Here is a 20,962-nt window from a genome sequence, read left to right as displayed (position 1 = left end):
ATGGCCCATGCTCAATAAAAGATCTGGTTTTGAGGGGGAGTATCTGGCATTGGTCACGAGAAAATGCTCTTCGATTGGAGCGGGGTGGGGCATTCGTATCCCGACGATCGCTGAGCGCTTCTAATTCCAACAGTGTAATGCGCGCTGCTTTTTGCCGCGCCGCTTAGTGTTTGAGTGTTACCGTGATCCCACTTCGTCCGGTTTTGAACATACTCGGCTATCTCTATGTTGGTTTGGCATTGGTCATGCTGGTGCCGGCCATAGTAGACGTGGCCGCGCGAAACCCTGATTGGCAGGCCTTCGTCATGTCGAGCCTGATCGTCGGCATGATTGGTGTTTTGCTCGTTGCAGCGCTAGGCGGGTCATTGAATGACCGGCTTGATGTGCGGCAGGTGTTTTTGCTGACGACACTAGCCTGGGTCACCATTCCTGCATTTGGCGCTTTGCCGTTTCTTGGCCTCGGAATTGGCTACGTTGATGCTGCGTTTGAGACCATTTCCGGTTTCACCACGACAGGCTCTACGGTTCTTACTGGACTTGATACGCTTCCGCCTGGACTGCTGCTGTGGCGCTCATTGTCTCATTGGTTTGGCGGCGTTGGCATTATTGTCATGGCCATCGTGTTGATGCCGCTTCTGCGGATTGGAGGGATGCAGCTTTTTCGTGCTGAAAGCTCTGACAGAAGTGAAAAAGTAGTCAGTCGGGCCAGCGATTTGGTGCGTTGGATCGGCGGTGTGTATGTAGCGCTTACGCTGCTATGCGCGGTGCTTTATCGTATCTCTGGGATGTCGGCCTTTGATGCGATCAACCACGCCATGTCGACCCTGTCTTCTGGCGGCTTTTCCACCCACGATGAATCCTTCGCCTATTTTGACAATAACTCCACCCTTCTGGTCTGCATCATTTTCATGCTGGCATCCGGCCTGCCATTTGTAATGATGATCAAGAGTTTGCGGCAGGGATCGTGGGCGCTGTTCGAAGACCCGCAGGTGCGCGTTTTCCTTGGAACAGTCTTTCTATCCAGCGCCGGTATCTGCCTTTATCTTGGTATCGACAAGCATGTTGCGTTCACAGAGGCGTTTATCAGCTCGCTGTTTGTCGTGACTTCCATCATCACAACAACAGGCTTTGGCTTGGGGGACTATATTGCGTGGGGGCCTCCGATGGTGGGCCTGATCCTGACCTTCACCTTTTTTGGCGCGTGTACAGGGTCCACCTCCGGCGGTATCAAAATGCTGCGGTTCATCGTCTTCTTCGGCACCGTTCGCGCTTACATGAAAAAGCTAATTCGGCCGGACCGAGTTGTCGTGGTGCGCTATGGCGATACCAAGATCACGCCTGATCTGTCGTTCTCGGTTCTGGCGTTCCTCGTGGTCTATATGGCTACGGTTGGGGTGATCACCGTGATCCTTACAGCAATGGGGCTGGACTTGGTGACTTCCTTCAGCTCCGCGGCAACGGCGGTTAGCAATGTTGGTCCTGGACTTGGCGAAGTTGTTGGTCCTGTTGGCAATTTTGCATCATTACCGGACAACGCAAAGATCGTGCTCTCCGTTGCGATGCTGCTGGGGCGCCTCGAACTGTTTACGGTTCTCGTCCTTTTTGATCCCGAGTTCTGGCGGTAAGGCTCTTCGATCAGTGGCCTCGGCGTTCTGTTTTTGGGGCACCGGTTCCTGTGGAGATCAGAAGCTTCCTTAAGCACGAAGACCGTAAAGGCTTGCAGCTTAGCCGTTAGTCAGCCTATTTTGCCAAGTCCTAGGGGAATTCCATAGAAACAGCGCCGGTCGCTGATCAGAGTTTAGGCCGTGATTTCAATTCGACCTGTCTTAAGCGTTCTGGGCCATCTTTATGTAGGCCTCGCGTCCGCCATGCTGATCCCAGCGATCGTTGATGTTGCTGCGCGTAACGCTGACTGGCAAGCCTTTGTCATGTCCGCGCTTATTGTTGGCTTGGTCGGCTTGCTGCTCGTCGTGGCCATGGGCAATGCGTTGGAGGAAGGGCTCGACACGCGGCAGACTTTCATCCTCACGACCTTGGCTTGGGTTACCATTCCGGCATTCGGCGCGATCCCGTTTCTCTGGCTTGGCATTGCCTATGTGGATGCAGCTTTCGAGGCGGTTTCAGGCTTCACCACTACCGGTTCTACGGTGTTGTCGGGGCTGGATGGCTTGCCTCCCGGCCTTTTGGTCTGGCGGTCCTTGATGCAGTGGATGGGCGGCGTTGGTATCGTCGTTATGGCAATCGTGCTTCTGCCGTTCCTGCGCATTGGTGGTATGCAACTGTTCCAGACCGAGAGCTCTGACCAAAGCGAGAAGATCGTTGGCCGTTCGGTGGAGTTGATCCGCTATATCGGCTTGACCTATCTGTTCCTTACCTGCTTGTGCATCATTCTTTACTGGGCTTCCGGTATGACCATGTTTGATGCGTTCAACCATTCGCTGACCACGGTCTCCACTGGCGGCTTTTCGACCCATGACGCCTCATTCGGTTATTTTGAGAACCCAATGACCGGATGGATCGCAGTGTTCTTCATGATTGTGGGCTCGCTTCCGTTCGTATTGGTGATTCAGGCGTTTCGCGGCAAACCGATGCTGTTGTGGCGCGATCCTCAGGTGCGGGCCTTCCTATATTTTCTTCTTTTCATCGCGCTGGCGCTTACCATTTATCTGGGGGTGAGCGGGACAGTTGCCTTCAGCGATGCGCTTCTTCAGGCAACCTTCAATGTGGTTTCCGTTGTCACGGGGACGGGTTATGCCATGGGTGATTACACCGCTTGGGGTGCGCCAGTCATAGGCCTTGCGTTGTTGCTGAAGTTCGTTGGCGGTTGTACGGGGTCTACTACCGGCGGCATCAAGGTGTTTCGCTTCTTGGTCTTTTTTGGCACCGTGAAGGCACATATGCGCCGCATGGTGCGCCCAAACCGGGTCATTTCCGAAAGCTATGGCAACACCCGCCTGACACCGGAGCTCACCTTCTCGGTTTTGGCTTTCCTTGTCGTGTATCTTGGGACAGTCGGATTGCTGACCTTGATCCTCTCCACGTTCCATCTGGATCTTGTGACTGCCGTTTCTGCTGCGGCAACGAGCGTGGGTAACGTTGGGCCAGGGCTTGGTCCGGTCATTGGCCCTTCTGGGACGTTTGGCCCACTTCCTGACGCTGTGAAGTGGATTCTGAGCGCAGCCATGCTGCTGGGGCGCCTTGAGCTGTTTACAGTTCTGATCCTTCTGGACCCGGATTTCTGGTCCAAGTAACAATCAATCGATTTGGAGCTTTTCCATGAAGTTCGAGGTTCCGCTCGTAACCGGGCGCCTGATCAAGCGCTACAAGCGTTTTCTCTCAGACATCCAGTTGGATGGCACTGGTGAGGTCGTGACGGCCCATTGCGCTAACTCGGGCTCCATGATGGGTTTGACCAGAGAAGGCATTCGGGTATGGCTGACACCTTCGGACAACCCGAAGCGAAAGCTGAAATTCTCTTGGGAGCTTCTGGAAATCGATGGCGCCATGGTTGGTATCAATACTTCCCGGCCCAATGGGCTGGTTGAAGAAGCAATCAAAGCGGGCATCATCCCAGCGCTTTCCGGCTTTGACACCCTGCGCCGGGAAGTGAAATACGGCAAGAACTCGCGGATCGATATTCTGCTCGAAGGTGAGGGGGGCAAGAAGACGTACGTTGAGGTAAAGAACGTGACCCTTTCTCGGGAAAAGGGACTTGCTGAGTTTCCAGACGCAGTTACCGCACGTGGCGCAAAACACCTCGATGAACTTTGTGAAATGGTGGCTGAAGGCCATCGCTCAGCCATGGTCTTCCTCATTCAGCGCGATGATTGTCGCCGGGTCTCTATTGCCTCCGACATAGACCCAAAGTACGCCGAAGCTTTCGAGCGTGCGCGGGCGGCAGGCGTAGAACTCTATGCGCTGACCTGTGCTCTGTCTGAGGACGAGATCAAGGTCACCGGTCTTGCTGAAGTCGTGTGAACACACCGTCTGCTTTCAAGTCACTTGTCTTTTGACGGGGCGCAGCTAATTGACGGGCATGTTGTGGTCGGCCTTTTGTTTCAAGAACAGCAAAAGGCGCTACCCCGTCAATCGCTAGGGAAGACGCCCCATGAAGAAGATTTTGAGCTTTTGCCTATTGTTTGCGAGCACACAGAGCTTCGCCGAAACACCCCAGTATCTCCAGCTGATTGACAAGCTTGATCGGCCAAACGATGGCTACTGCATTGATGTGGTTGGCAGTGGGGAGCACGTTCGCTTCGACATGCCGTTGACAGCTCACAACTGCAAAGGGCCTCAGGTCTATCACGATGAGGTTATTGAGTTTCGGGAGGATGGGACGCTTTACTTTCCGACCTATGGTGGTTGCGTCACGGTGATGGGCAACAATGGCACGGCGCTTTCCGGCAATGCCTTGATGCTCAAGGTGTGCGACGCACGCGAACCTTTTCTGATTGCCAAGCCGTTTCAGCATTTCGAGTTCAACGACCAGCAGCAAGTGCAGCTCAAGAATACCAACCTGTGCATGGTCGCAGGCGATGACTCCCACACCACATTTTCGCCTGACCACAAGTGGCGCAGCCTTTACATGGAGTATTGCGATGTTGCGGATACATCCTTGTCACGCTGGCACGTCATCGAGGCGGGTGGCATGAGGCCGTGACGTTTCCAGCCCGGGTTCATTGCAAAAGAAAAAAGGCGCCGCTACGGACGCCTTTTTGAAGACCCTTGTCGCAGGTTGTTAGCCTGCGGTGTCTTTTGAGATTGGCGGCTGGAACTGCCAACCCATATCCCATGGGAAATAAACCCAAGTGTCCTGTGAGAGCTCTGTCACGATGGTATCTGCCATCTTGCGGCCCTCAGGCTTGGCGTAAACGGTAGCGAGGTGGGCCTTTGGCAGCATCTCGCGGACAACCCGTGCGGTTTTGCCGGTGTCAACTAGATCGTCAATGATCAGCACGCCTTCGCCATCGTTGCCGATGACCTTTGGATCGATTGCCTTGATTACCTTCAGATCGCCCTGATCGTCGTAATCGTGGTAGGAGGCGATGCAAACGGTCTCGATGGTCCGGACCCCCAGTTCGCGCGCGATGATACCTGCTGGTACAAGGCCGCCACGGGTGATGCAGACGATTGCTTTGAAATCGCCTTTGTCAGCCAGGCGCCACGCCAGAGCACGACAATCGCGGTGAAACTGGTCCCACGATACAGGGAAGGCCTTAGGTTGAGTGCTGTCCATTTCTTATCTCTCAGATCGACTTGCCTAATGCTGCCGCGACCAGAGCCTCGACAGCTGATGTGGCATCACGAAGTACATCAAGACTGCGGGACCTGACAACAATTTGTGTGGTGAAAACGCCATCTTTTGCCTTCGGATAGGACCCAATTGAGGATTTCGGGTGGTTTTCCTGAACAATGGCGAGCTTTTCCGCAATTCTGCTCTCGGGCAAAGGCACATCAATTGATTGCGAGTGCATCTTATCCCCGCCTTCGAGAGTCGGTGCGATGGAGTCAAGCATGGTTTGCATGATGTAAGGTACGCCTGCCATAACGTGAACATTGCCCAAACGGAAGCCGGGAGCGGCTGAGGCGCTGTTTTCAATCAGATCGGCCCCTTCTGGAATGCGTGCCATGCGCTGTCGAGCTGGCGTGAACTCACCGGGAGGGTAGTGGGCTTCTAGGATCGCCATCGCCCGCGGATCCTTATCAATAGGCACCCCAAAGGCAGCTGCGATCGCATCGGCCGTGATGTCGTCGTGGGTTGGTCCAATGCCGCCTGAAGTGAACACATAGGTGTATCTGGCTCGAAGGGTGTTCACCGCTTCAACGATCATTTCCTGCTTGTCTGGAACGATGCGCACTTCGGACAAGTCAATGCCGATCTCTGTCAGAAAATCAGCCAGGTAGCCAATGTTCTTGTCCTTGGTTCGCCCCGAAAGGATTTCATCCCCCACAACGACAAAGCCGGCAGTGACCGGCTTCTTTTCTTGTTCGCTCATATGATCCGCCTAATGAAGGTTTGGGCTGGTGGCCCGAGATTCCCTAGTTAGTTTAGCGCATCATCTTCCGGCTTCCAGCCGTATATCCAGTCAAACTTTGCCAGCAAGCTTTCAGGAGAGCTGGTTTTCAGTACCATGTCGCGTGCAAAATAACCCGGCATAGGCAAGTGGTAGATGCGTTCGTTGTTTATTGCTTGTCGAACAACGCGCGCGACTCGCGGTTTGCGCGCTTTCTCATAGGCTGCAAATGCTTCGGAGGTCGTTCCAAGCTTTTCGATAGCCGACGAGAGTATGTAGGCATCCTCAATGCCCATTGCTGCCCCCTGAGCCATGAAAGGCAGCATGGCGTGGGCTGCATCGCCGATCAGAGCGATTTGGCCTTTGTGCCAGGGGCCGTCAGGGCGCAGGCCGCACAATGCCCAACGTGTCCAGTTTTCGCTGAGCTCAAGGATTTGCCGCGGCTCGTCTTGCCAGTCTTCAAAGGCCTTGCGAAGCTCAAGCGTGGAGGCCGTGTAAGCCCAGTGCTCCTCGTGCCAGTCCTCACGGCGGATGGCAACGATGTTGAGCATACTGCCATTGTGGACAGGGTAGTGCACCAGATGGCTCTTGTTACCCATCCAGAGGCCCGTCGTGTTGCGCATATGCTCCGGAACGCCTTCGATCGGCACAGTGGTTCGGTATGCTACGCGACCACTGAACTCTGCGGGTGGCAGGTTCAGGGCGTTTTTGCGGATCTTCGACCACACGCCGTCAGCTGCGATCAAACAGGCATATCTTGTCTCAAGCTGCCTTCCGCAAAGGCCACCTTCCAGGGAAACGCCGTCTTCGTGTTGAACGGCATTCTGGATGCGACATCCCAAATGCAGAGTTATGTTCGGTTCTGCCCAAATGGCCTCTTTGAGAACATTTTGAAGATCAGCCCGATGAATTACCAGATAAGGCAGGCCGTACTTTTCCTCAGCATGCGTGCCCAGAGGAATGCTTGTCAGCTTGCTGCCAGCGCGCCCATTCGCCATCTCGATGCTGAGGGGTGCGGTGGCAACAGCCTTCAATGCTGGGAGCAAGCCCAGGGGCTCAAGGCAGCGCAATGCATTTGCGGAAAGCTGGAGGCCTGCGCCCACCTCAGAAAGTTCTGCAGCGGCCTCGAACAGATGGACTTCATGTCCCTTTTTTGCCAGATGCAGGGCTGTACTCATTCCTGCAACGCCAGCACCGCTTATTGCGATGGGCATGGTACTCATATGCTATCGTCCCGATTGTCGTATCTCTGAGATCACCGCTCAGGCGGCATCCGGTGTCCACATACAATCGGCAGGCTTTGCACCATCTGTGTCAAGTTCTGGATTGTGCTTATAGAGCGTTGAGCAATAAGGGCAGACAATCTCATTGTCGCTGCCCATATCCAGAAAAACGTGTGGGTGGTCGAAAGGAGGCTTGGCCCCGATGCACATGAACTCGCGCGCTCCGATTTCGATTGAATCGTGCCCTTCTGTGTTCTGGAAGTGGGGAACAAATTTATCGGCCATCGCTGGAAAGACTCCCGTAATTTCTCAGGTTGGCGCGAGAATAGTCGCGTAAAATCAAAAAGAACAGGCCCACTAAGCTTATCCCTAAGTGTTTTTATGTGTGAGCCTTTGAGGTGGGTGTAAGTGGCCAGCGACCTTGCTTGCCAAGCGCTGGCGGGTGCACTCTTGGTGAATTGGTCAAATGCCGACAATCTCAGCGCTTTTCTTTATGAAGTAGTCCCTATATCTTGCCGTCAGATTAGAGCTCACTAATGTATACGTCGAGATAAAATGCCGCAGTTTTCAAGAAATGGTGCAAACTTCGCCTATCTGGATGAGGGCGAAGGAGATCCCATCCTTCTCATCCATGGATTCGCCTCAAACAAGAACGTGAACTGGGTTTATCCCGGCTGGGTTGATTTGCTGGTCAAGGATGGTCGCCGCGTTATTGCCATCGATAATCGAGGGCACGGTGAAAGCCACAAGTACCATGCGCCGGAGGATTACGGCGCGCCAATCATGGCAGATGATGCCCTTGCTCTGCTCGATCACCTGAAAATTGAGAAGGTAGATTTCATGGGTTACTCCATGGGAACACGCATCTCTGCCTTTTGTGCGCTTAAACAGCCCGAGCGTATCCGCTCGCTCGTCTTTGGGGGGATGGGGTATGGTGTCATCACTGGCGTGGGGAACCCTGCGCCCATCGTCGAAGCGCTCCTTGCAGACAGGATTTCGGACGTAAGCGACCGCACAGGGCGGGCTTTCCGCGCCTTTGCCGAGCAAACCGGGTCGGATCGTGTCGCTCTTGCTGCCTGCATGAAATCGACCCGCAAACCGATCTTGGCGGAAGAAATCGCGACCATCACAGCTCCGACCCTGATTGCAGTTGGCACTAAAGACGAAGTTGCAGGAGACCCCCATGCCTTGGCAGCATTGATGCCTAAGGCCTCTGTGCTCGACATTCCGAACAGGGATCACATGGTTGCAGTGGGCGACAAGGTTTTCAAGCAGGGTGTCCTTGAATTTTTGGAGCAATTTTTATGATCAAGCAGGTGCGCGTGTTTATCGGTGCGGACGAAAACAAGCTGACGGCGGATGCCTATGGTTCCGAGGGGACCCCGGTCCTGCTGCTTCATGGGGGCGGGCAAACCCGGCACTCTTGGGGTGGAACAGCTGAGAAAATCGTCGAAGCCGGCATGCGCGCCTATTGTCTTGACATGCGTGGGCACAGCGACAGCGAATGGGTTGAGGACAAGTACAGCTTTCAAGACTTTGGCCGTGATGTTGTCAGTGTTGCCGAGCAAATCAAAAAGGAAACGGGCATTTCCCCAATTGCCATTGGGGCTTCTCTTGGTGGGTTGGCCTCTATCATCGCGGAGGGGGCTCATGCGCCGGGCTCCCTGTCAGGCTTGATCCTTGTAGATGTGACACCGCGCCTAGATAAGGGCGGGGTGGATAAGATCGTTTCGTTCATGGCGAAGAACGCCAGTGACGGTTTTGCCAGCGTGGAGGAGGCGGCGGCCGTGATCGCAGAGTATCTGCCTCACCGACCCAAGCCCAAATCCTTGAATGGACTTGCGAAGAATCTGCGTCTCAAATCTGACGGTCGGTTTTATTGGCATTGGGACCCGCGTTTCATCGAACAGAGCAACCGGGATGCCCGCCATGCAGAAGCCACGCAGAAGGCCTTGATTGATGCTGCAAAGCAGCTTCAGCTGCCAGTGCTTCTTGTCCGCGGCTCAACCTCCGAGCTGGTCAATCAGGACCACGTCGACGAGTTCATCGAAATGGTGCCTCACGCACAATTTACTGAGGTCAAGGCGGCGGGGCACATGGTCGCGGGTGACAAGAACGACATTTTTACCGCCTCGATCATGCCATTTTTGTCCAGCGTTCGCATGGAGTTGGATACTTAACTGCAAATTGAGCCGGCTCTCTGGAAATTTATCGGGACTTGAAATAGAGGTTGTTTCAGCACATCCCTATTGAGTGGCGTTGGTTTGGCAGCTTTTGTTTTCATGCTAAAACTTTCGCCGTGTATGTGGCGTGAAAGGACCGATTGATGTCGCAGACATCCAAAAATCCTGAGCAATCGCTGGCCATCCATGATCCGGTTTGGGCAGCTGTTCGCAAGGAAGCGGAGGAAATGGCGGCGTCGGAGCCTGCACTGGCCTCCTTCGTTTACGAAACCATTTTGCATCACAGCACCCTTGAAGACGCAATTGTTCATCGTCTTGCGGACCGTCTGGGCCATGTTGTGGTTTCATCCTCCCTAATTCGACAGACCTATCTGGAGGCGCTTGAGGACGAGCCCGTTCTCGCAGAGATCTTCAGGGTCGATATATCGGCGGTGTTCGATCGTGATCCAGCCTGCTGTCGATACCTTGAGCCGCTGTTGTACTTTAAAGGCTTTCACGCGCTGCAGACCCATCGTCTGGCTCACTGGTTGTGGCAAAAGGGGCGGCGTGATTTTGCGTTCTATCTTCAAAGCCGCTGCTCGGAAGTGTTTCAGGTGGACATTCACCCGGCTGTGCCGATGGGGCGCGGTATCTTCCTTGATCATGGCACCGGGATTGTGATCGGCGGCACCGCTGTGGTGGATGATGATGTTTCCATCCTGCAAGGTGTTACACTCGGCGGAACAGGAAAAGAGAAGGGTGACCGGCATCCGAAGATCCGTCAGGGAGTTCTTCTTGGAGCAGGGGCGAAGGTCCTCGGCAACATCGAGATCGGCCATTGCTCGCGGGTTGCCTCCGGCTCCGTGGTGCTGAAACAAGTCGAACCGGGTACGACTGTTGCTGGCGTTCCGGCAAAAGTTGTGGGCGAGGCTGGATGCTCGCAGCCAAGCCGGCTGATGGATCAAATGCTTGGCGAAGGTCAAGAAAAACCTTCGAAAAACAAACAAGGATAATCGCTGTTTCGGGGGTTGGCACCAGCGCGGATTTGTATAGGTTCACCACGAGACACCAATAAGAAATCTACAGGAGTAGGCCCTTGAAGCCCGATGAAATCCGCAAAGTGGAAGCTTATCTGCGCAAGGCTTTCAAATCGCCAAGTCTTGCCGTCAAGGCGCGCCCGCGTAAGGACGACTCTGCTGAGGTCTATATGGAAGACGAGTTCCTCGGCATCATTTTCCGTGATGAGGAAGATGGCGAGCTGAGCTGGAACTTCCAGATGGCGATCTTGGAGATCGACGTCGAAGACATGTGATCTTCTCGCTGATTATGCGACGATTAGGGGGCCTTATGGCCCCTTTTTTGTTGCCTGTTCCCACTGTCCCGAAGTGGGATGAAAGCGCTGGTGAACTTCTGCCGTATCAAAATGGGATTGCGGGCAAGCCCATATATTTCAATGATATAGCGTCAAGATTGTAGCTGCTATGCTGGCACATCCCTTGCTTTACTTCTTGTTAAGCTTTGGAGGGAAGTCAGTGTTTGATAATTTGTTTGTTGCCGTTGTTATTGCTCTTTCAGGTTTTGTAACGGCCGGTATCGTTGGAAGTTTCTATCAGCTCGTTAGTGGCGAAGCGCCGAAGTTCATGATGACCATGGACAACGCGGTGAAAGCAGTGGGTTCGGTCCTTCTCATCTTGATGGCTGGCCCCTTTATCCTCATGCGCAATGGCCTGCGGCTCTACTGGATAGAGCGGCGCCCAGTCGGGTGGCTTATGGCTTCTGCTGTGCTCTCTTTCATGTGGAGTGTCCTGTCGGGATTGTTCGTGCTGACCATTGCCTTTGCGATTTGACTGCATCCCATTCCCCGTTGAAGATACACAAAGATTTACGGGAGGAGGGGGCATGCCACTTTACGGACTTGATGGAAAACAACCGGTGTTGCCAAGTTCTGGCGAGTATTGGGTTGCACCAGATGCTGCGGTCATTGGGAACGTCCAGTTGGACCATGAGGCAAGCGTCTGGTTCGGGGCGGTGCTGCGCGGCGACAATGAGCTGATCCGCGTTGGGCAGCGTTCAAATGTTCAGGATGGCGCCGTACTTCACACGGATCCGGGATACCCTTTGACAATAGGTGAGAACTGCACGATCGGCCATAAGGCTATTTTGCATGGGTGTGCCATCGGCGACCGTTCGCTGGTGGGAATGGGCGCTACTGTGCTGAATGGGGCGCAAATCGGCGAGAATTGCATCATCGGTGCCAACGCGTTGGTGCCAGAAGGTAAGGTCATTCCTGACAGATCTCTTGTCGTGGGTATGCCTGGAAAGGTGATCAAAGTCTTGAGCGAGGAGCAGGTGGCGGGTTTGCAACGCTCTGCCGACGTCTACGTTCAAAACTGGCGCCGGTTCCGGAACGGGTTGGAGTTGGCCGGTCAGTAGCCTTTTAGGACGACCTGCGTAAAAAAACAAAGGGCCCCAAGCGGGGTCCTTTGCTGTTCTTATAGAGGTTGGGGACTTATTCGGAAATACTTGCCACAGTAGAGACGCGGCGGTCAGAAATTGCGGCCCATTTAGCCGGGTGACGGCTCGACTGGCGTTTCACAAAACGATAAGGCGTTGAGTACCAAGGCAGGATCGCCTGCATCTGGTTATCCAGAATGAGGTCGCCTTGATCCGTGCGGACGCTGAGCACTGCGTGGCCTTCATTCTTGGTGTCTTTCACAACGGTGATTAGCAGAGCGCTCTTTGGCCAACCGTTTTCCATCAAGATGCGGCGCTTTTCCAGCACATACTCTTCGCAGTCGCCCGCGCCATCGGTCGGATAGGTCCAGAACTCGGAGACACCAAACTGAGCTTGGTCTGTTGTGGGGCGTACGGCTTTGTTCACCTTCATGTTTATCTGGACAAGCTCTTCCCAGCGTTCACCGTCGAGTTTGACAACGACGGGCATGCCGTCAGGGCCGGAGCATTCACCGGGGCGCATGTCGCAAAATTCCATGTGTCCGGAAGGGGCATTGGTTTCACCCAGGATAGGCATGAACCGGCCGAGCGCAGGCGCAGCTTCAGCACTTGCTCCGCCCATCGCGATAACCAACAGGCCTGCACCGCAAACGGATTTTATTTTCTTATGGAAAGCCATTGATATGTGCTCCGCTTTTTTCACGGAACACACTGGTCGAGGAGCTTTTATAGCCTTTAAAACGCTCTCGTCGAGATTGACTCAAATCAGAATAAATATCGAGGTAATTTATATTTAAATCAGGCTCAAATTTAATTCAAAAATAAATAAAATTGCTATTAAAATAACTATCTGATTTAATTGATATAATTATTTCGGAGTTTATGGTAAACGCCAAATCAAGCTTAATATAAGGCTAAGCTGCCATTGTTGACTGGTTAACCTTGCTGGTGACTTTACCAAATCAAAGAAATTGGTTTAACGCTCACCCGTGAATGTCTTAAAGTCTGGATTGTGTTGGGTCAGTTGGCCCTAACCTAGGATAGGGTGCGATTCCGGCCTGTCTTTGGCCCAAACTGACTCAATCTGGTGCGATGTGGTGCTCCAGAAGTTTCTGATTCTGGATCGACGCGAATTCCACTGCAATACCATCTTCCAGATGTCGTACTACACGGGCTCTCATTTTCCCTAGAGCAATCTCCAAGCCGATAGCAGGGCGGACGTCAGTTTTCAAAGCGGCGCCTGAAAGGGAGACGTCGATAATCCGGCACTCATATGTCCGTTCATCCGCCAAAACGATTTTGGTAAGCTTGTTCTTGGGAATGAAGCGCTCGTGACGACGGTCTTCCGGCAGGTTGAGAGCATCACGGTTGGCGAGCCAGGTGAGGACGTTCGCCAACTTGTCGCGTTTGCGCGGGGTGGCGTTGAACTCAATGGCAAAACCGCCATCAATGTGGCGGCTGATCTTGCCTTCAACCCGGCCGATATGGTCAAGGTAAGCGACGACCCGCTCACCTAGCGTTCCGGATACAGGAGCGATAATTGCAGCACCACCTGGAGACATGTTCTCTACCTGGCACGGGTATTCGCGGCGATCTTCAAGCATGAAGCGCCCGAGAATGTCGACATTAACACGAGCAAAACGCCGACGATCTGGGTTTTTCGCGGCGATTTTGCTCAAGATTTTAGATGCCGATCTATCTGACCCCATCAGAGCCTCTGCATTCCGATTTATGGTTAAGCAAATTAAACTTAATGGAAACCTAGGACCACACGGTTAACAGAATATAATTTCCCACCAATTTTATAGGGCATGCTTCCCGCCATCGATAACACGCAGGTGTTTTACGCGTCGTGCGTGGCCAAAGGTGCCCGCGTAAGCAGCATCGGCAGCAGGGCGCTCAACTTGAGGCGTTGTGTCCATGGTAACACCAGGCCGTGAGCGATTGCGGCTGAAGGATTTGAAATGATGCACTTCAACTGGCACGTCCCGAAGATCCAGATCATCGTCCGGCCAGATCAGGCGGAGCGATGTGACACTCTGATTTGTGATGGGCGTGGAGCCGAGCCAGATCGGGCGTTGCATGGGGACTGCACAGCCCAGAACACGGGTACACCCTTCACCGCGCACATGCACTGGAAGCAGAAGCATTTCCATATCCAGCTTGTAGCCTTTAGCGGCTTCACACTGAATGCCGATCACTGCGGCTGCACGATCCTTGATGATGGTGGACAGGACGGCAGCAATTGCTTCGCGGTCCTTGTTCGACCAGCCATTGAGAAAATCTCGGCCCTTGAGTTCCTTGCAGAATGCTGAGCACAGGCGAGTTCCGGCAAGGCGAAACTTGTAGGAAAGGGGTGATTTAACTTCCAAAATGAAGGTGTCACCAAGAACAGATTTTATTGCAGCAGGGTGGATGTCGCCGCGCTCTGGTGCTGGGCGATTGTCGCGGATCCCGTCCCAGTATTGATAGAGCGTCCGTGTCGCGCCATGTTTCATTTGTCTGCGTCCCCTCAAATGGCATTTTAACTACCGAATTAAGCAATCGCCGGATAGTGTCCTGTTTATAGACAAAATTAACTATCCGTCGGACTTCGCCACTTACTAAGCAGGGGGCGTGCCAACCTGATGATTTTCCGGGGTATTTTCATCCTGAAGGACAAAATTTCTAAGTCTTTTTGCCGCGTTCCGCTTTGGTTTTATGTCAACTGGTTAGTATTTGGTGGTTAACAAATACAGGCTAAAACTGGCCTGACGCTTGCGGAATTTACCTGTGTTCCTGTGATTTCTTACAGTGCGTTTCCGCTGTAAGGTTGAAGTCGTCCGCGCGAATACAGCCATGACGAGATTGTGCCGAGCTGACGGTGGGGATGAGTTTTCTCCATTAGTTGCCAGCTGCATTACGGAAAATAAACTTGCGCTGCAAAGCGCACTACCATACCTCGAATGGCACGACATGACTGAGAGGCCCCATGGAAGATCCTGATGTGTCCCAAAATGAAACCGCGGCTCCCTCCGAGCCTGTTTTCAATCTACCCGGTTTGATTGTTGGACTGGCGGCGCTGCTGATCGGCATTCACGCCCTGCGCATTTGGGTGCTAGACCCGCAGACTGATCTTCTCGGCCTTTTCATGTTTGCTTTCTGGCCGGTGCGCTATCTGCCCGAGGTTGCATCGTCAGCGCAGTGGCCTGGTGGCTTTTTCAGCGGTATCTATAGCTTTGTGACCTATGCGTTCCTGCATGGCAGTTGGACCCATGTCATTTTCAATGTGCTTTGGATGGCGATATTCGGCACGGCTCTCGCCAGACGGTTTGGTACAGGCCGTTTTCTGCTGTTCTCGGTTCTCACCGCCATTGCCGGGGCTGGTGCGCACCTGATCACCCACTGGGGCGACCAGGTTCCCGTGATTGGCGCTTCAGCAGCGATTTCAGCCTATATGGCAGGGGCGATCCGTTTTGTGTTTGATTTCGGTGGCCCGCTTGGGGTGGTTCGTGCGCCAGACAGCATCGCCTATAGGTTGCCTGCACGGCCTCTTGCGGAAGCTCTGCGAAACCCGCAGGTTCTGGGGTTCACCATTGCTTGGTTCGGCATCAATCTGCTTTTCGGCCTGTGGTCTACCCCATTGGCGGGTGAGGGCTCTTCTATTGCTTGGGAGGCCCATGTCGGTGGTTTTGTGGCGGGTTTGTTGCTGTTTCCTGTGTTTGATCCCGTCCCTCGGCACTTCACCCCAAGCACTTGATGGTCATGGCTCCTTGACGTTGTAGGGGCTATGCAAGAGGAACTCTTTTTGCCTAAGATACCCTTGCGTTATCACAGTGCCATTTTAGGCAGTGAGCACAGCGCGATGAAGGGGCAAGAGGAGGAATGCCATGACAGTTGCTGCTATACTCAATAGCAAGGGGCGCGAGGTTTTCACGGAAAGCGCAGACAAGACGCTTGCGGAAATCGCTGCAAGTTTGGGCGGTCGCCGTATCGGTGCGGTTGTCATTTGCAGAGAGCCCGGTGTAATCGCTGGCATTCTTTCCGAGCGTGATATCGTGTCGGCCATTGCCCTTCATGGTTCCGAGGCGTTGGAACGCCCGGTGACAGAGTACATGACCGAGACCGTTATCACGTGTTCGGAGAAAGACACCATCAACTCCGTGATGGGCAAGATGACCGCAGGCCGGTTCCGTCACGTTCCTGTTGTCGAGAACGGGAAGCTTTGCGGCCTGATCTCAATTGGCGATGTGGTCAAATACCGGATCGCCGAGATCGAGCGCGAGGCAGAAGAGCTTCGAAGCTACATCCATACAGCTTGAGATGACCTTGGCGCGCCGCTTCATCACTTGAGGCGCCGCGCCACTGGTGCTGGGCGCTAGACGTGCGTTCTTGGAATATGGTCCAGGCAGGACTGGGTTTCATCCAGCGCTTTCAGTCCAGCTTCATAGCCCACCTTTATGGCTTCATCAGCACGGTGAAAGTCAAACAATCCCAAATGGCCCAGTCGAAGGCTCATGACAACATCTGGCGGGTCGCCTGCCAATCGGGAGCGACCGATGCGATCCTGAATGATGTTGTAGCTGTCCATCATCACCCCGGAAATACCAGGGAGTCCATTTGATCTGCCATTCAAGAAGTGGCGGCGCAAAATACGGCTGGCCGTTTTGCCCATGGTCTTGCCCATGGCGTCCTTCATCTGCTGCTCAACCTCGGGCAGCGCGTCAGGAGGGGCTGGGGGCAGGTCATGGATCACAGTTGAGCCGCGGCCAAAAGTGTCTGAGTTCAGGTTTACAGCCACAACGACCCGTGCACCAAGTGCCCGGCAGACAGAGACGGGAATCGGGTTTACCAAGGCTCCGTCCACCAACCAGCGCCCGCCCAGTGTCACAGGTTCGAAGACGCCGGGGAGCGCATATGAACAGCGAAGGGCGTGGGCGAGGGAGCCTGACTTGATCCAGATTTCATGCCCTGTTCCAAGCTCTGTCGCAACGGCCGCAAACGGGCGGCTCAGGTCCTCGACAAGCATGTCACCAACATGGGATTCAAGCCGAGCACGCAAGCGCTGACCGCCTATGAGCCCCGACCCGCCAATTGACAGGTCCATGAGTCCGAAGACCCGCCGACGGCTCAATGAACGAGCGAATTCTTCCAGTTCATCCAGCTTGCCCGCGAGATAACAGCCGCCGACAACCGCGCCGATGGACGTGCCGCATATGAGGTCTGGTGAAATGCCATTCTCAACAAAGGCGCGGATCACGCCAATATGGGACCAGCCGCGAGCTGCACCGCCGCCAAGAGCAAAGCCGAGTTTTGGTCGCTCTGGCTTGGCTTGCGGCGAACTGCTTTCCTGCTTGTCTTGCAACTCGATGTCGCCTTCGAGCAGGCCTTCTGTACGTTCTTCAGGGCCGTCCTTCTTGGAAGGCCAGCGGGGAAAGTTTGCTAACACTCAATCTCTCCGTTCTTGCTAGCTGGCGTTTGCATCACAAGGCCAGGGCATAGATACACTTGAGTGAACTCAACTTTCGTCGACTATTTCTTACCGTAGACCTCATCAGGGTCATAAACACGGTCCGCTTCAGCAAAAAACAGACGTGGATTGCCATCTTCGTCTGTCTTGATGGTGCGATAGAAGCAAGAACGATAGCCGACGTGGCAGGTTGCGCCGTTCCCGGCGACTCGAACCCGAAGCCAGATAGCATCTTGATCGCAATCAGTACGGATTTCGACCACTTCCTGCACTTGCCCGGAAGTTCCCCCCTTTTTCCAATATTCCTGGCGAGATCTGCTCCAGTACCAGGCATGCCCGGTTTCGATTGTGCGCTCCAGCGCTCCGGCATTCATATAGCCGACCATCAGCAGCTCGCCCGTGTCGAAATGGGTTACAGCTGCCGGGATCAAACCATCCTTATCGAACTTGGGCGCAAGAATGTGCCCATGTTCCATGGCTTCTTTCGAGAGGTCGCTGGAGGGCACAAAACCGCTCATGTCTTTGGTCTCAGACATTTGATTGGGACTTTCGGGGATTGGTGATTTTCCGTCGGAGTTAAGAGCCCGCGCGCAGCAGAGTCATAAATCGTACCTGCTCAGCTGGGTCTTCCTTGAAGATGCCTGTGAACTGGTTCGTGATTGTGCTCACGCCAGATTTCTGGATGCCGCGCATGGCCATGCACTGATGTTCAGCTTCAAGCATGACGGCGATACCGCGTGGTGCAAGATGCTGCTCAATGGCGCCGATAATTTCAGCGGTGAGGTTCTCCTGCGTCTGCAGGCGGCGGGCGTAGATCTCCACGACGCGCGCCAGCTTTGACAGGCCGATCACACGGTCGGAAGGGTAATAGGCAATGTGCGCCTTGCCCTTAAAGGGCAGGACGTGATGCTCGCAGAAAGAGTAGAAGTCGATGTCGCGGAGCAATACGATGTCGTTGTAGCCGCCAACCTCTTCAAAGGTGCGCTCAAGGTGCTCCTTTGGATCTTCGCGATAGCCTGCGAAAAGGTCATCAAACGCTTTGACCATGCGCTTGGGAGTTTCGATCAGGCCTTCGCGATCCGGATCGTCACCTGCCCATTCCAATAGTACGCGTGCTGCTTTTTCAGCTTCTTCGCGGGTTGGGCGGCGCTTTTTGTTTAGCTGCTCTTGGTCTTCGCTCTCAACCGTTCTCAGCACAGCATCCATATGTGTTCTCCAACTTTACCCGGCGAACGTTTATTGTCCGGAAGGTCCCTGTTACTCAAATCATCAGGCCACACCACGTATTCGTGCAACCCTCAATTCTTACGTCCCACGTTGCTGCTAGGATTAGTGCCACGTGTTTTGTATTTGCCAATTCACTCATCCGCCTAAGAAAAGCGGCTATGGTCAGGGCTCTAAAACTACTCGGCACAGGGGCCTATATAGGTTAGATATCTGATAGATGAAAGACGCAGTGCCAGCAAGAGGCCCAGATGCTTAACGACATATACAATCAGAAAATCCTTGAGTTCGCCGGCAATGTGCCCCATCTCGGTCGCCTTGAGCACCCTCAGGGATGTGCGAAGGCGCACTCGCGACTATGTGGGTCGACTGTATCAGTAGATGTTCGTATGGAAAAGGATCGGGTTGTCGCCTTTGCGCAGGACGTCAAGGCTTGCGCTCTTGGGCAGGCCTCTGCCTCAATATTGGGTCGTCATGTCATCGGAGCCTCCAAAGGTGAGTTGGTTCAGGCTCGCGATCAGTTGAGAGCCATGTTGAAAGAAAATGGTCCGCCGCCAACCAACCGGTTCTCGGAACTGGAGTTTCTGTCGCCGGTGAAGGACTACAAGGCCCGTCATGCCTCCACGATGCTTGCCTTCAATGCTGTTGTCGAGGCGATCGAAAACGCCGAAGCCGATGCGGGCGTGGACGATTGAGCCATGTGCATGTCTTGCGGTCCTCAATCTCCGAAAACACAGGAAGACCAGAAAGATCACGCTGAAGTGACAGAGAGAAAAGGGCCGGGCGTCTTTGTCGCCATCGGCTTGATCCGCTTCTATCAGTACACGTTCTCCATGATCTTGGGCCGTGGCTGCCGATATGCCCCTTCCTGTTCCAGCTACACTGAGACTGCCATCCGCCGTTTCGGTTTTTGGGCCGGGGGGTGGATGGGGCTGTCTCGGATCACCCGTTGCAACCCACTCGGTGGTAGCGGCTATGACCCCGTGCCAGATTTGCTGCCTTCTGCCGGGCGTTGGTATGCACCTTGGCGCTATGGTCTTTGGACCAGCGATCATATCGACCCTGCAACGCGTCTGGACGGGTAACGGTTCCTTACTGGCACCCTTGACGTCCTTCGGTGGGCGTCACCCCACTGAGCACCTCGAAGGTTCCCTCAACTGTCACGTTTCGGTCCGCATCGGCGTTGATGATCACGCCATAGACCTTTCCCTGACTGAAATCGAGCGTCCAGACATAGCCAAGCTGTTGGCTCTCAGGTGATCCCCTCCAGGTTAACTGGGCGATATCGGGTGAAATCTGCGTCATTGTGTAGCTGGCTACCCCGTGCTTCGGGGCAGAAATCTCTGTGACGTCGTTCCAGACCAGTTTGTCTGTTTCGCAAAAGAACGTTTCAAAACGTTTTTCTATTGCCTCGCCATCAGCCTTGGCTTCCTGCCAGGCATGGGTCAGCGTCTTTCCGAGGAGGTCTTGAGCCTGTGATGCGGCGGTAAACGCGAGCAGTGCGGAGAGGCTAAGAACGAAATACGACGTGGCTGTCATTTTTATCTCTTGTTTGGCCGTGTCGGATGGGTTTGGCGCTCACCTTGCGGAAGCTTGCCTATTTCATTTATCGGGGGGCTGTAGGTCTAGCAATCAGTGGTTGTTTGATGTGCTTCAGTTAACCAGAAGCTACTTATGGTCATGGTCTGCAGGTCAGGGTTTAGCCGGATCGCATGTGAATAACCTGCTGTTTGCTAGGCATAAAAACGGTATGAGCCGAGTTTTCCAAGGCTATGACGGCTAATTAGTGGACAGTTTTCAAAAGTGGCGTTGACAATCAGCGCACGAATTCGCATAAGGCCACCCACACGACGCGGTCGACACCGACAACGCGACGGAGGAGTGCCCGAGTGGCTAAAGGGGGCGGACTGTAAATCCGCTGGCTATGCCTACGTTGGTTCGAATCCAACCTCCTCCACCACCTTCCCTCAAAATTGAGAGTAGCTAGAAAGGTGGACACGATGGCATCAGTTCCCTCCGATCTTCCAAGCTTTTCTTTTGGCGATACACCAGAGCTTGCTGATGAACTTCTGAAGCTTGTTCTCATTGGTCAGAAAACGGCGACCTGTGGTGACTTGCAGTATTACGAGAGCGAAGGTCTGCCTATTCCAAAAGCTGGAGAGCAGTATCTGGTGCTAGATGGTGCAGGGCAACCGGGCTGCGTGATCGAGCTGATCGACGTGTCCATCCGCCGTTTTGATGAGATCGATGAGGTCTGGGCCGTGCTTGAGGGCGAAGGCGACTTGAGCCTTGAGCATTGGCAAGTGGGGCACAAGCGCTATTTCGAGCGTCTTGGTGTCTACGCTCCGGACATGAAGTTGGTCTGTGAGTACTTCCGGCTCGTGAAAATCTTCAAGAAATCCGGCCAGGATACCGTCAACTAAGTTAGATTGGTTG

Annotated in this window: 26 protein-coding genes and 1 tRNA gene; 16 read left to right on the top strand and 11 right to left on the bottom strand. The window is 54.0% G+C overall.

Features of this window, described 5'->3' with window-relative positions:
• The first annotated feature begins 182 nt into the window (after positions 1-182).
• The 4 genes from Q3Y58_RS13740 to Q3Y58_RS13725 all read left to right on the top strand — a co-directional run bounded on the left by Q3Y58_RS13740 (position 183) and on the right by Q3Y58_RS13725 (position 4,660).
• The gene (locus tag Q3Y58_RS13740; protein ID WP_319622629.1) at positions 183-1,625 is read left to right on the top strand and encodes a TrkH family potassium uptake protein; all 1,443 of its coding nucleotides are present in this window, start codon (positions 183-185) and stop codon (positions 1,623-1,625) included.
• 180 nt (positions 1,626-1,805) lie between these two features.
• Positions 1,806-3,251 (top strand): TrkH family potassium uptake protein, encoded by a 1,446-nt coding sequence (locus Q3Y58_RS13735; RefSeq protein WP_274218681.1) that lies wholly within the window; start codon positions 1,806-1,808, stop codon positions 3,249-3,251.
• A 25-nt stretch (positions 3,252-3,276) separates the two neighbouring features.
• Positions 3,277-3,978 (top strand): DNA/RNA nuclease SfsA, encoded by a 702-nt coding sequence (gene sfsA / locus Q3Y58_RS13730; RefSeq protein ID WP_319622628.1) that lies wholly within the window; start codon positions 3,277-3,279, stop codon positions 3,976-3,978.
• A 130-nt stretch (positions 3,979-4,108) separates the two neighbouring features.
• Positions 4,109-4,660, top strand: a complete 552-nt coding sequence (locus tag Q3Y58_RS13725) for an RICIN domain-containing protein (protein WP_319622627.1) — start codon at positions 4,109-4,111, stop codon at positions 4,658-4,660.
• A 78-nt stretch (positions 4,661-4,738) separates the two neighbouring features.
• Here the strand turns inward: Q3Y58_RS13725 and gpt are convergent, their stop codons facing one another.
• Genes gpt through Q3Y58_RS13705 form a run of 4 tightly spaced genes read right to left on the bottom strand, consistent with a single transcriptional unit; the run spans position 4,739 to position 7,522 of the window.
• Entirely contained in the window at positions 4,739-5,236 is a 498-nt protein-coding gene (gene gpt / locus Q3Y58_RS13720) for a xanthine phosphoribosyltransferase (protein WP_274218684.1), read from the bottom strand.
• Positions 5,237-5,246: 10 nt separating this feature from the next.
• The gene (locus tag Q3Y58_RS13715; protein ID WP_319622626.1) at positions 5,247-5,996 is read right to left on the bottom strand and encodes a competence/damage-inducible protein A; all 750 of its coding nucleotides are present in this window, start codon (positions 5,994-5,996) and stop codon (positions 5,247-5,249) included.
• A 47-nt stretch (positions 5,997-6,043) separates the two neighbouring features.
• Positions 6,044-7,237 (bottom strand): FAD-dependent oxidoreductase, encoded by a 1,194-nt coding sequence (locus tag Q3Y58_RS13710; protein ID WP_319622625.1) that lies wholly within the window; start codon positions 7,235-7,237, stop codon positions 6,044-6,046.
• A gap of 39 nt (positions 7,238-7,276) precedes the next feature.
• Complete coding sequence (locus tag Q3Y58_RS13705; protein ID WP_274218687.1) at positions 7,277-7,522, bottom strand: zinc-finger domain-containing protein; 246 nt, start codon at positions 7,520-7,522, stop codon at positions 7,277-7,279.
• A 270-nt stretch (positions 7,523-7,792) separates the two neighbouring features.
• Here Q3Y58_RS13705 and Q3Y58_RS13700 point away from each other — a divergent pair, with 270 nt between their 5' ends.
• The 6 genes from Q3Y58_RS13700 (at position 7,793) to Q3Y58_RS13675 (ending at position 11,832) form a co-directional block, all read left to right on the top strand.
• Positions 7,793-8,545: an alpha/beta fold hydrolase gene (locus tag Q3Y58_RS13700; RefSeq protein ID WP_319622624.1), complete on the top strand. Its 753-nt coding sequence runs from the start codon at positions 7,793-7,795 to the stop codon at positions 8,543-8,545.
• Positions 8,542-9,417 carry an alpha/beta fold hydrolase gene (locus Q3Y58_RS13695; RefSeq protein WP_319622623.1) on the top strand — a complete coding sequence of 292 codons (876 nt, stop codon included), beginning with the start codon at positions 8,542-8,544 and terminating at the stop codon, positions 9,415-9,417. Before Q3Y58_RS13700 ends, Q3Y58_RS13695 begins: the two co-directional genes overlap by 4 nt.
• Before the next feature lie 146 nt (positions 9,418-9,563).
• A complete protein-coding gene (cysE, locus tag Q3Y58_RS13690; protein WP_319622622.1) occupies positions 9,564-10,412 on the top strand; it encodes a serine O-acetyltransferase in 849 nt (282 codons plus the stop codon).
• Positions 10,413-10,495: 83 nt separating this feature from the next.
• Positions 10,496-10,711 (top strand): DUF3126 family protein, encoded by a 216-nt coding sequence (locus tag Q3Y58_RS13685; protein WP_274218691.1) that lies wholly within the window; start codon positions 10,496-10,498, stop codon positions 10,709-10,711.
• A 220-nt stretch (positions 10,712-10,931) separates the two neighbouring features.
• Positions 10,932-11,246, top strand: coding sequence for a DUF6949 family protein (locus Q3Y58_RS13680; protein WP_274218692.1), 315 nt, complete (start codon positions 10,932-10,934; stop codon positions 11,244-11,246).
• A gap of 52 nt (positions 11,247-11,298) precedes the next feature.
• A complete protein-coding gene (locus tag Q3Y58_RS13675) occupies positions 11,299-11,832 on the top strand; it encodes a gamma carbonic anhydrase family protein (protein ID WP_319622621.1) in 534 nt (177 codons plus the stop codon).
• Positions 11,833-11,908: 76 nt separating this feature from the next.
• On the opposite strand, the gene Q3Y58_RS13670 is transcribed toward Q3Y58_RS13675, so the two are convergent.
• From Q3Y58_RS13670 to Q3Y58_RS13660, 3 genes are all read right to left on the bottom strand, one after another.
• Positions 11,909-12,532: a transglutaminase-like cysteine peptidase gene (locus Q3Y58_RS13670; protein WP_319622620.1), complete on the bottom strand. Its 624-nt coding sequence runs from the start codon at positions 12,530-12,532 to the stop codon at positions 11,909-11,911.
• A 400-nt stretch (positions 12,533-12,932) separates the two neighbouring features.
• Positions 12,933-13,562 (bottom strand): PilZ domain-containing protein, encoded by a 630-nt coding sequence (locus tag Q3Y58_RS13665; RefSeq protein WP_319622619.1) that lies wholly within the window; start codon positions 13,560-13,562, stop codon positions 12,933-12,935.
• Between the two features lie 93 nt (positions 13,563-13,655).
• Positions 13,656-14,351 carry a PAS domain-containing protein gene (locus Q3Y58_RS13660; protein ID WP_274218696.1) on the bottom strand — a complete coding sequence of 232 codons (696 nt, stop codon included), beginning with the start codon at positions 14,349-14,351 and terminating at the stop codon, positions 13,656-13,658.
• A gap of 473 nt (positions 14,352-14,824) precedes the next feature.
• Here Q3Y58_RS13660 and Q3Y58_RS13655 point away from each other — a divergent pair, with 473 nt between their 5' ends.
• Both Q3Y58_RS13655 and Q3Y58_RS13650 read left to right on the top strand, forming a co-directional pair.
• Positions 14,825-15,592: a rhomboid family intramembrane serine protease gene (locus tag Q3Y58_RS13655; RefSeq protein ID WP_274218697.1), complete on the top strand. Its 768-nt coding sequence runs from the start codon at positions 14,825-14,827 to the stop codon at positions 15,590-15,592.
• 130 nt (positions 15,593-15,722) lie between these two features.
• Entirely contained in the window at positions 15,723-16,154 is a 432-nt protein-coding gene (locus Q3Y58_RS13650) for a CBS domain-containing protein (RefSeq protein WP_274218698.1), read from the top strand.
• Between the two features lie 56 nt (positions 16,155-16,210).
• Here Q3Y58_RS13650 and Q3Y58_RS13645 read toward each other — a convergent pair whose 3' ends face one another.
• From Q3Y58_RS13645 to folE, 3 genes are all read right to left on the bottom strand, one after another.
• Positions 16,211-17,281, bottom strand: a complete 1,071-nt coding sequence (locus tag Q3Y58_RS13645) for a patatin-like phospholipase family protein (protein ID WP_319622618.1) — start codon at positions 17,279-17,281, stop codon at positions 16,211-16,213.
• A gap of 83 nt (positions 17,282-17,364) precedes the next feature.
• Positions 17,365-17,838 (bottom strand): phosphoribosyl-AMP cyclohydrolase, encoded by a 474-nt coding sequence (gene hisI, locus Q3Y58_RS13640; RefSeq protein ID WP_413697822.1) that lies wholly within the window; start codon positions 17,836-17,838, stop codon positions 17,365-17,367.
• Between the two features lie 40 nt (positions 17,839-17,878).
• On the bottom strand, positions 17,879-18,508 hold the full coding sequence (folE, locus tag Q3Y58_RS13635; RefSeq protein ID WP_319622617.1) for a GTP cyclohydrolase I FolE: 630 nt from the start codon (positions 18,506-18,508) through the stop codon (positions 17,879-17,881).
• Between the two features lie 269 nt (positions 18,509-18,777).
• Here folE and Q3Y58_RS13630 point away from each other — a divergent pair, with 269 nt between their 5' ends.
• The gene (locus tag Q3Y58_RS13630; protein ID WP_319622616.1) at positions 18,778-19,221 is read left to right on the top strand and encodes an iron-sulfur cluster assembly scaffold protein; all 444 of its coding nucleotides are present in this window, start codon (positions 18,778-18,780) and stop codon (positions 19,219-19,221) included.
• Between the two features lie 66 nt (positions 19,222-19,287).
• On the top strand, positions 19,288-19,611 hold the full coding sequence (gene yidD / locus Q3Y58_RS13625; protein WP_319622615.1) for a membrane protein insertion efficiency factor YidD: 324 nt from the start codon (positions 19,288-19,290) through the stop codon (positions 19,609-19,611).
• 7 nt (positions 19,612-19,618) lie between these two features.
• Here yidD and Q3Y58_RS13620 read toward each other — a convergent pair whose 3' ends face one another.
• On the bottom strand, positions 19,619-20,065 hold the full coding sequence (locus tag Q3Y58_RS13620; protein ID WP_319622614.1) for a hypothetical protein: 447 nt from the start codon (positions 20,063-20,065) through the stop codon (positions 19,619-19,621).
• 336 nt (positions 20,066-20,401) lie between these two features.
• On the opposite strand from Q3Y58_RS13620, the gene Q3Y58_RS13615 reads away from it, so the two are divergent.
• Both Q3Y58_RS13615 and Q3Y58_RS13610 read left to right on the top strand, forming a co-directional pair.
• A tRNA-Tyr gene (locus Q3Y58_RS13615) sits at positions 20,402-20,486 on the top strand.
• Between the two features lie 40 nt (positions 20,487-20,526).
• Complete coding sequence (locus tag Q3Y58_RS13610; RefSeq protein WP_319622613.1) at positions 20,527-20,949, top strand: ASCH domain-containing protein; 423 nt, start codon at positions 20,527-20,529, stop codon at positions 20,947-20,949.
• The last annotated feature ends 13 nt before the right edge of the window (positions 20,950-20,962 follow it).

The organism is Nesiotobacter zosterae (assembly GCF_033843645.1).
GTDB lineage: Bacteria > Pseudomonadota > Alphaproteobacteria > Rhizobiales > Stappiaceae > Pseudovibrio > Pseudovibrio zosterae.
This window is presented reverse-complemented; position numbering and strand designations above follow the sequence as displayed.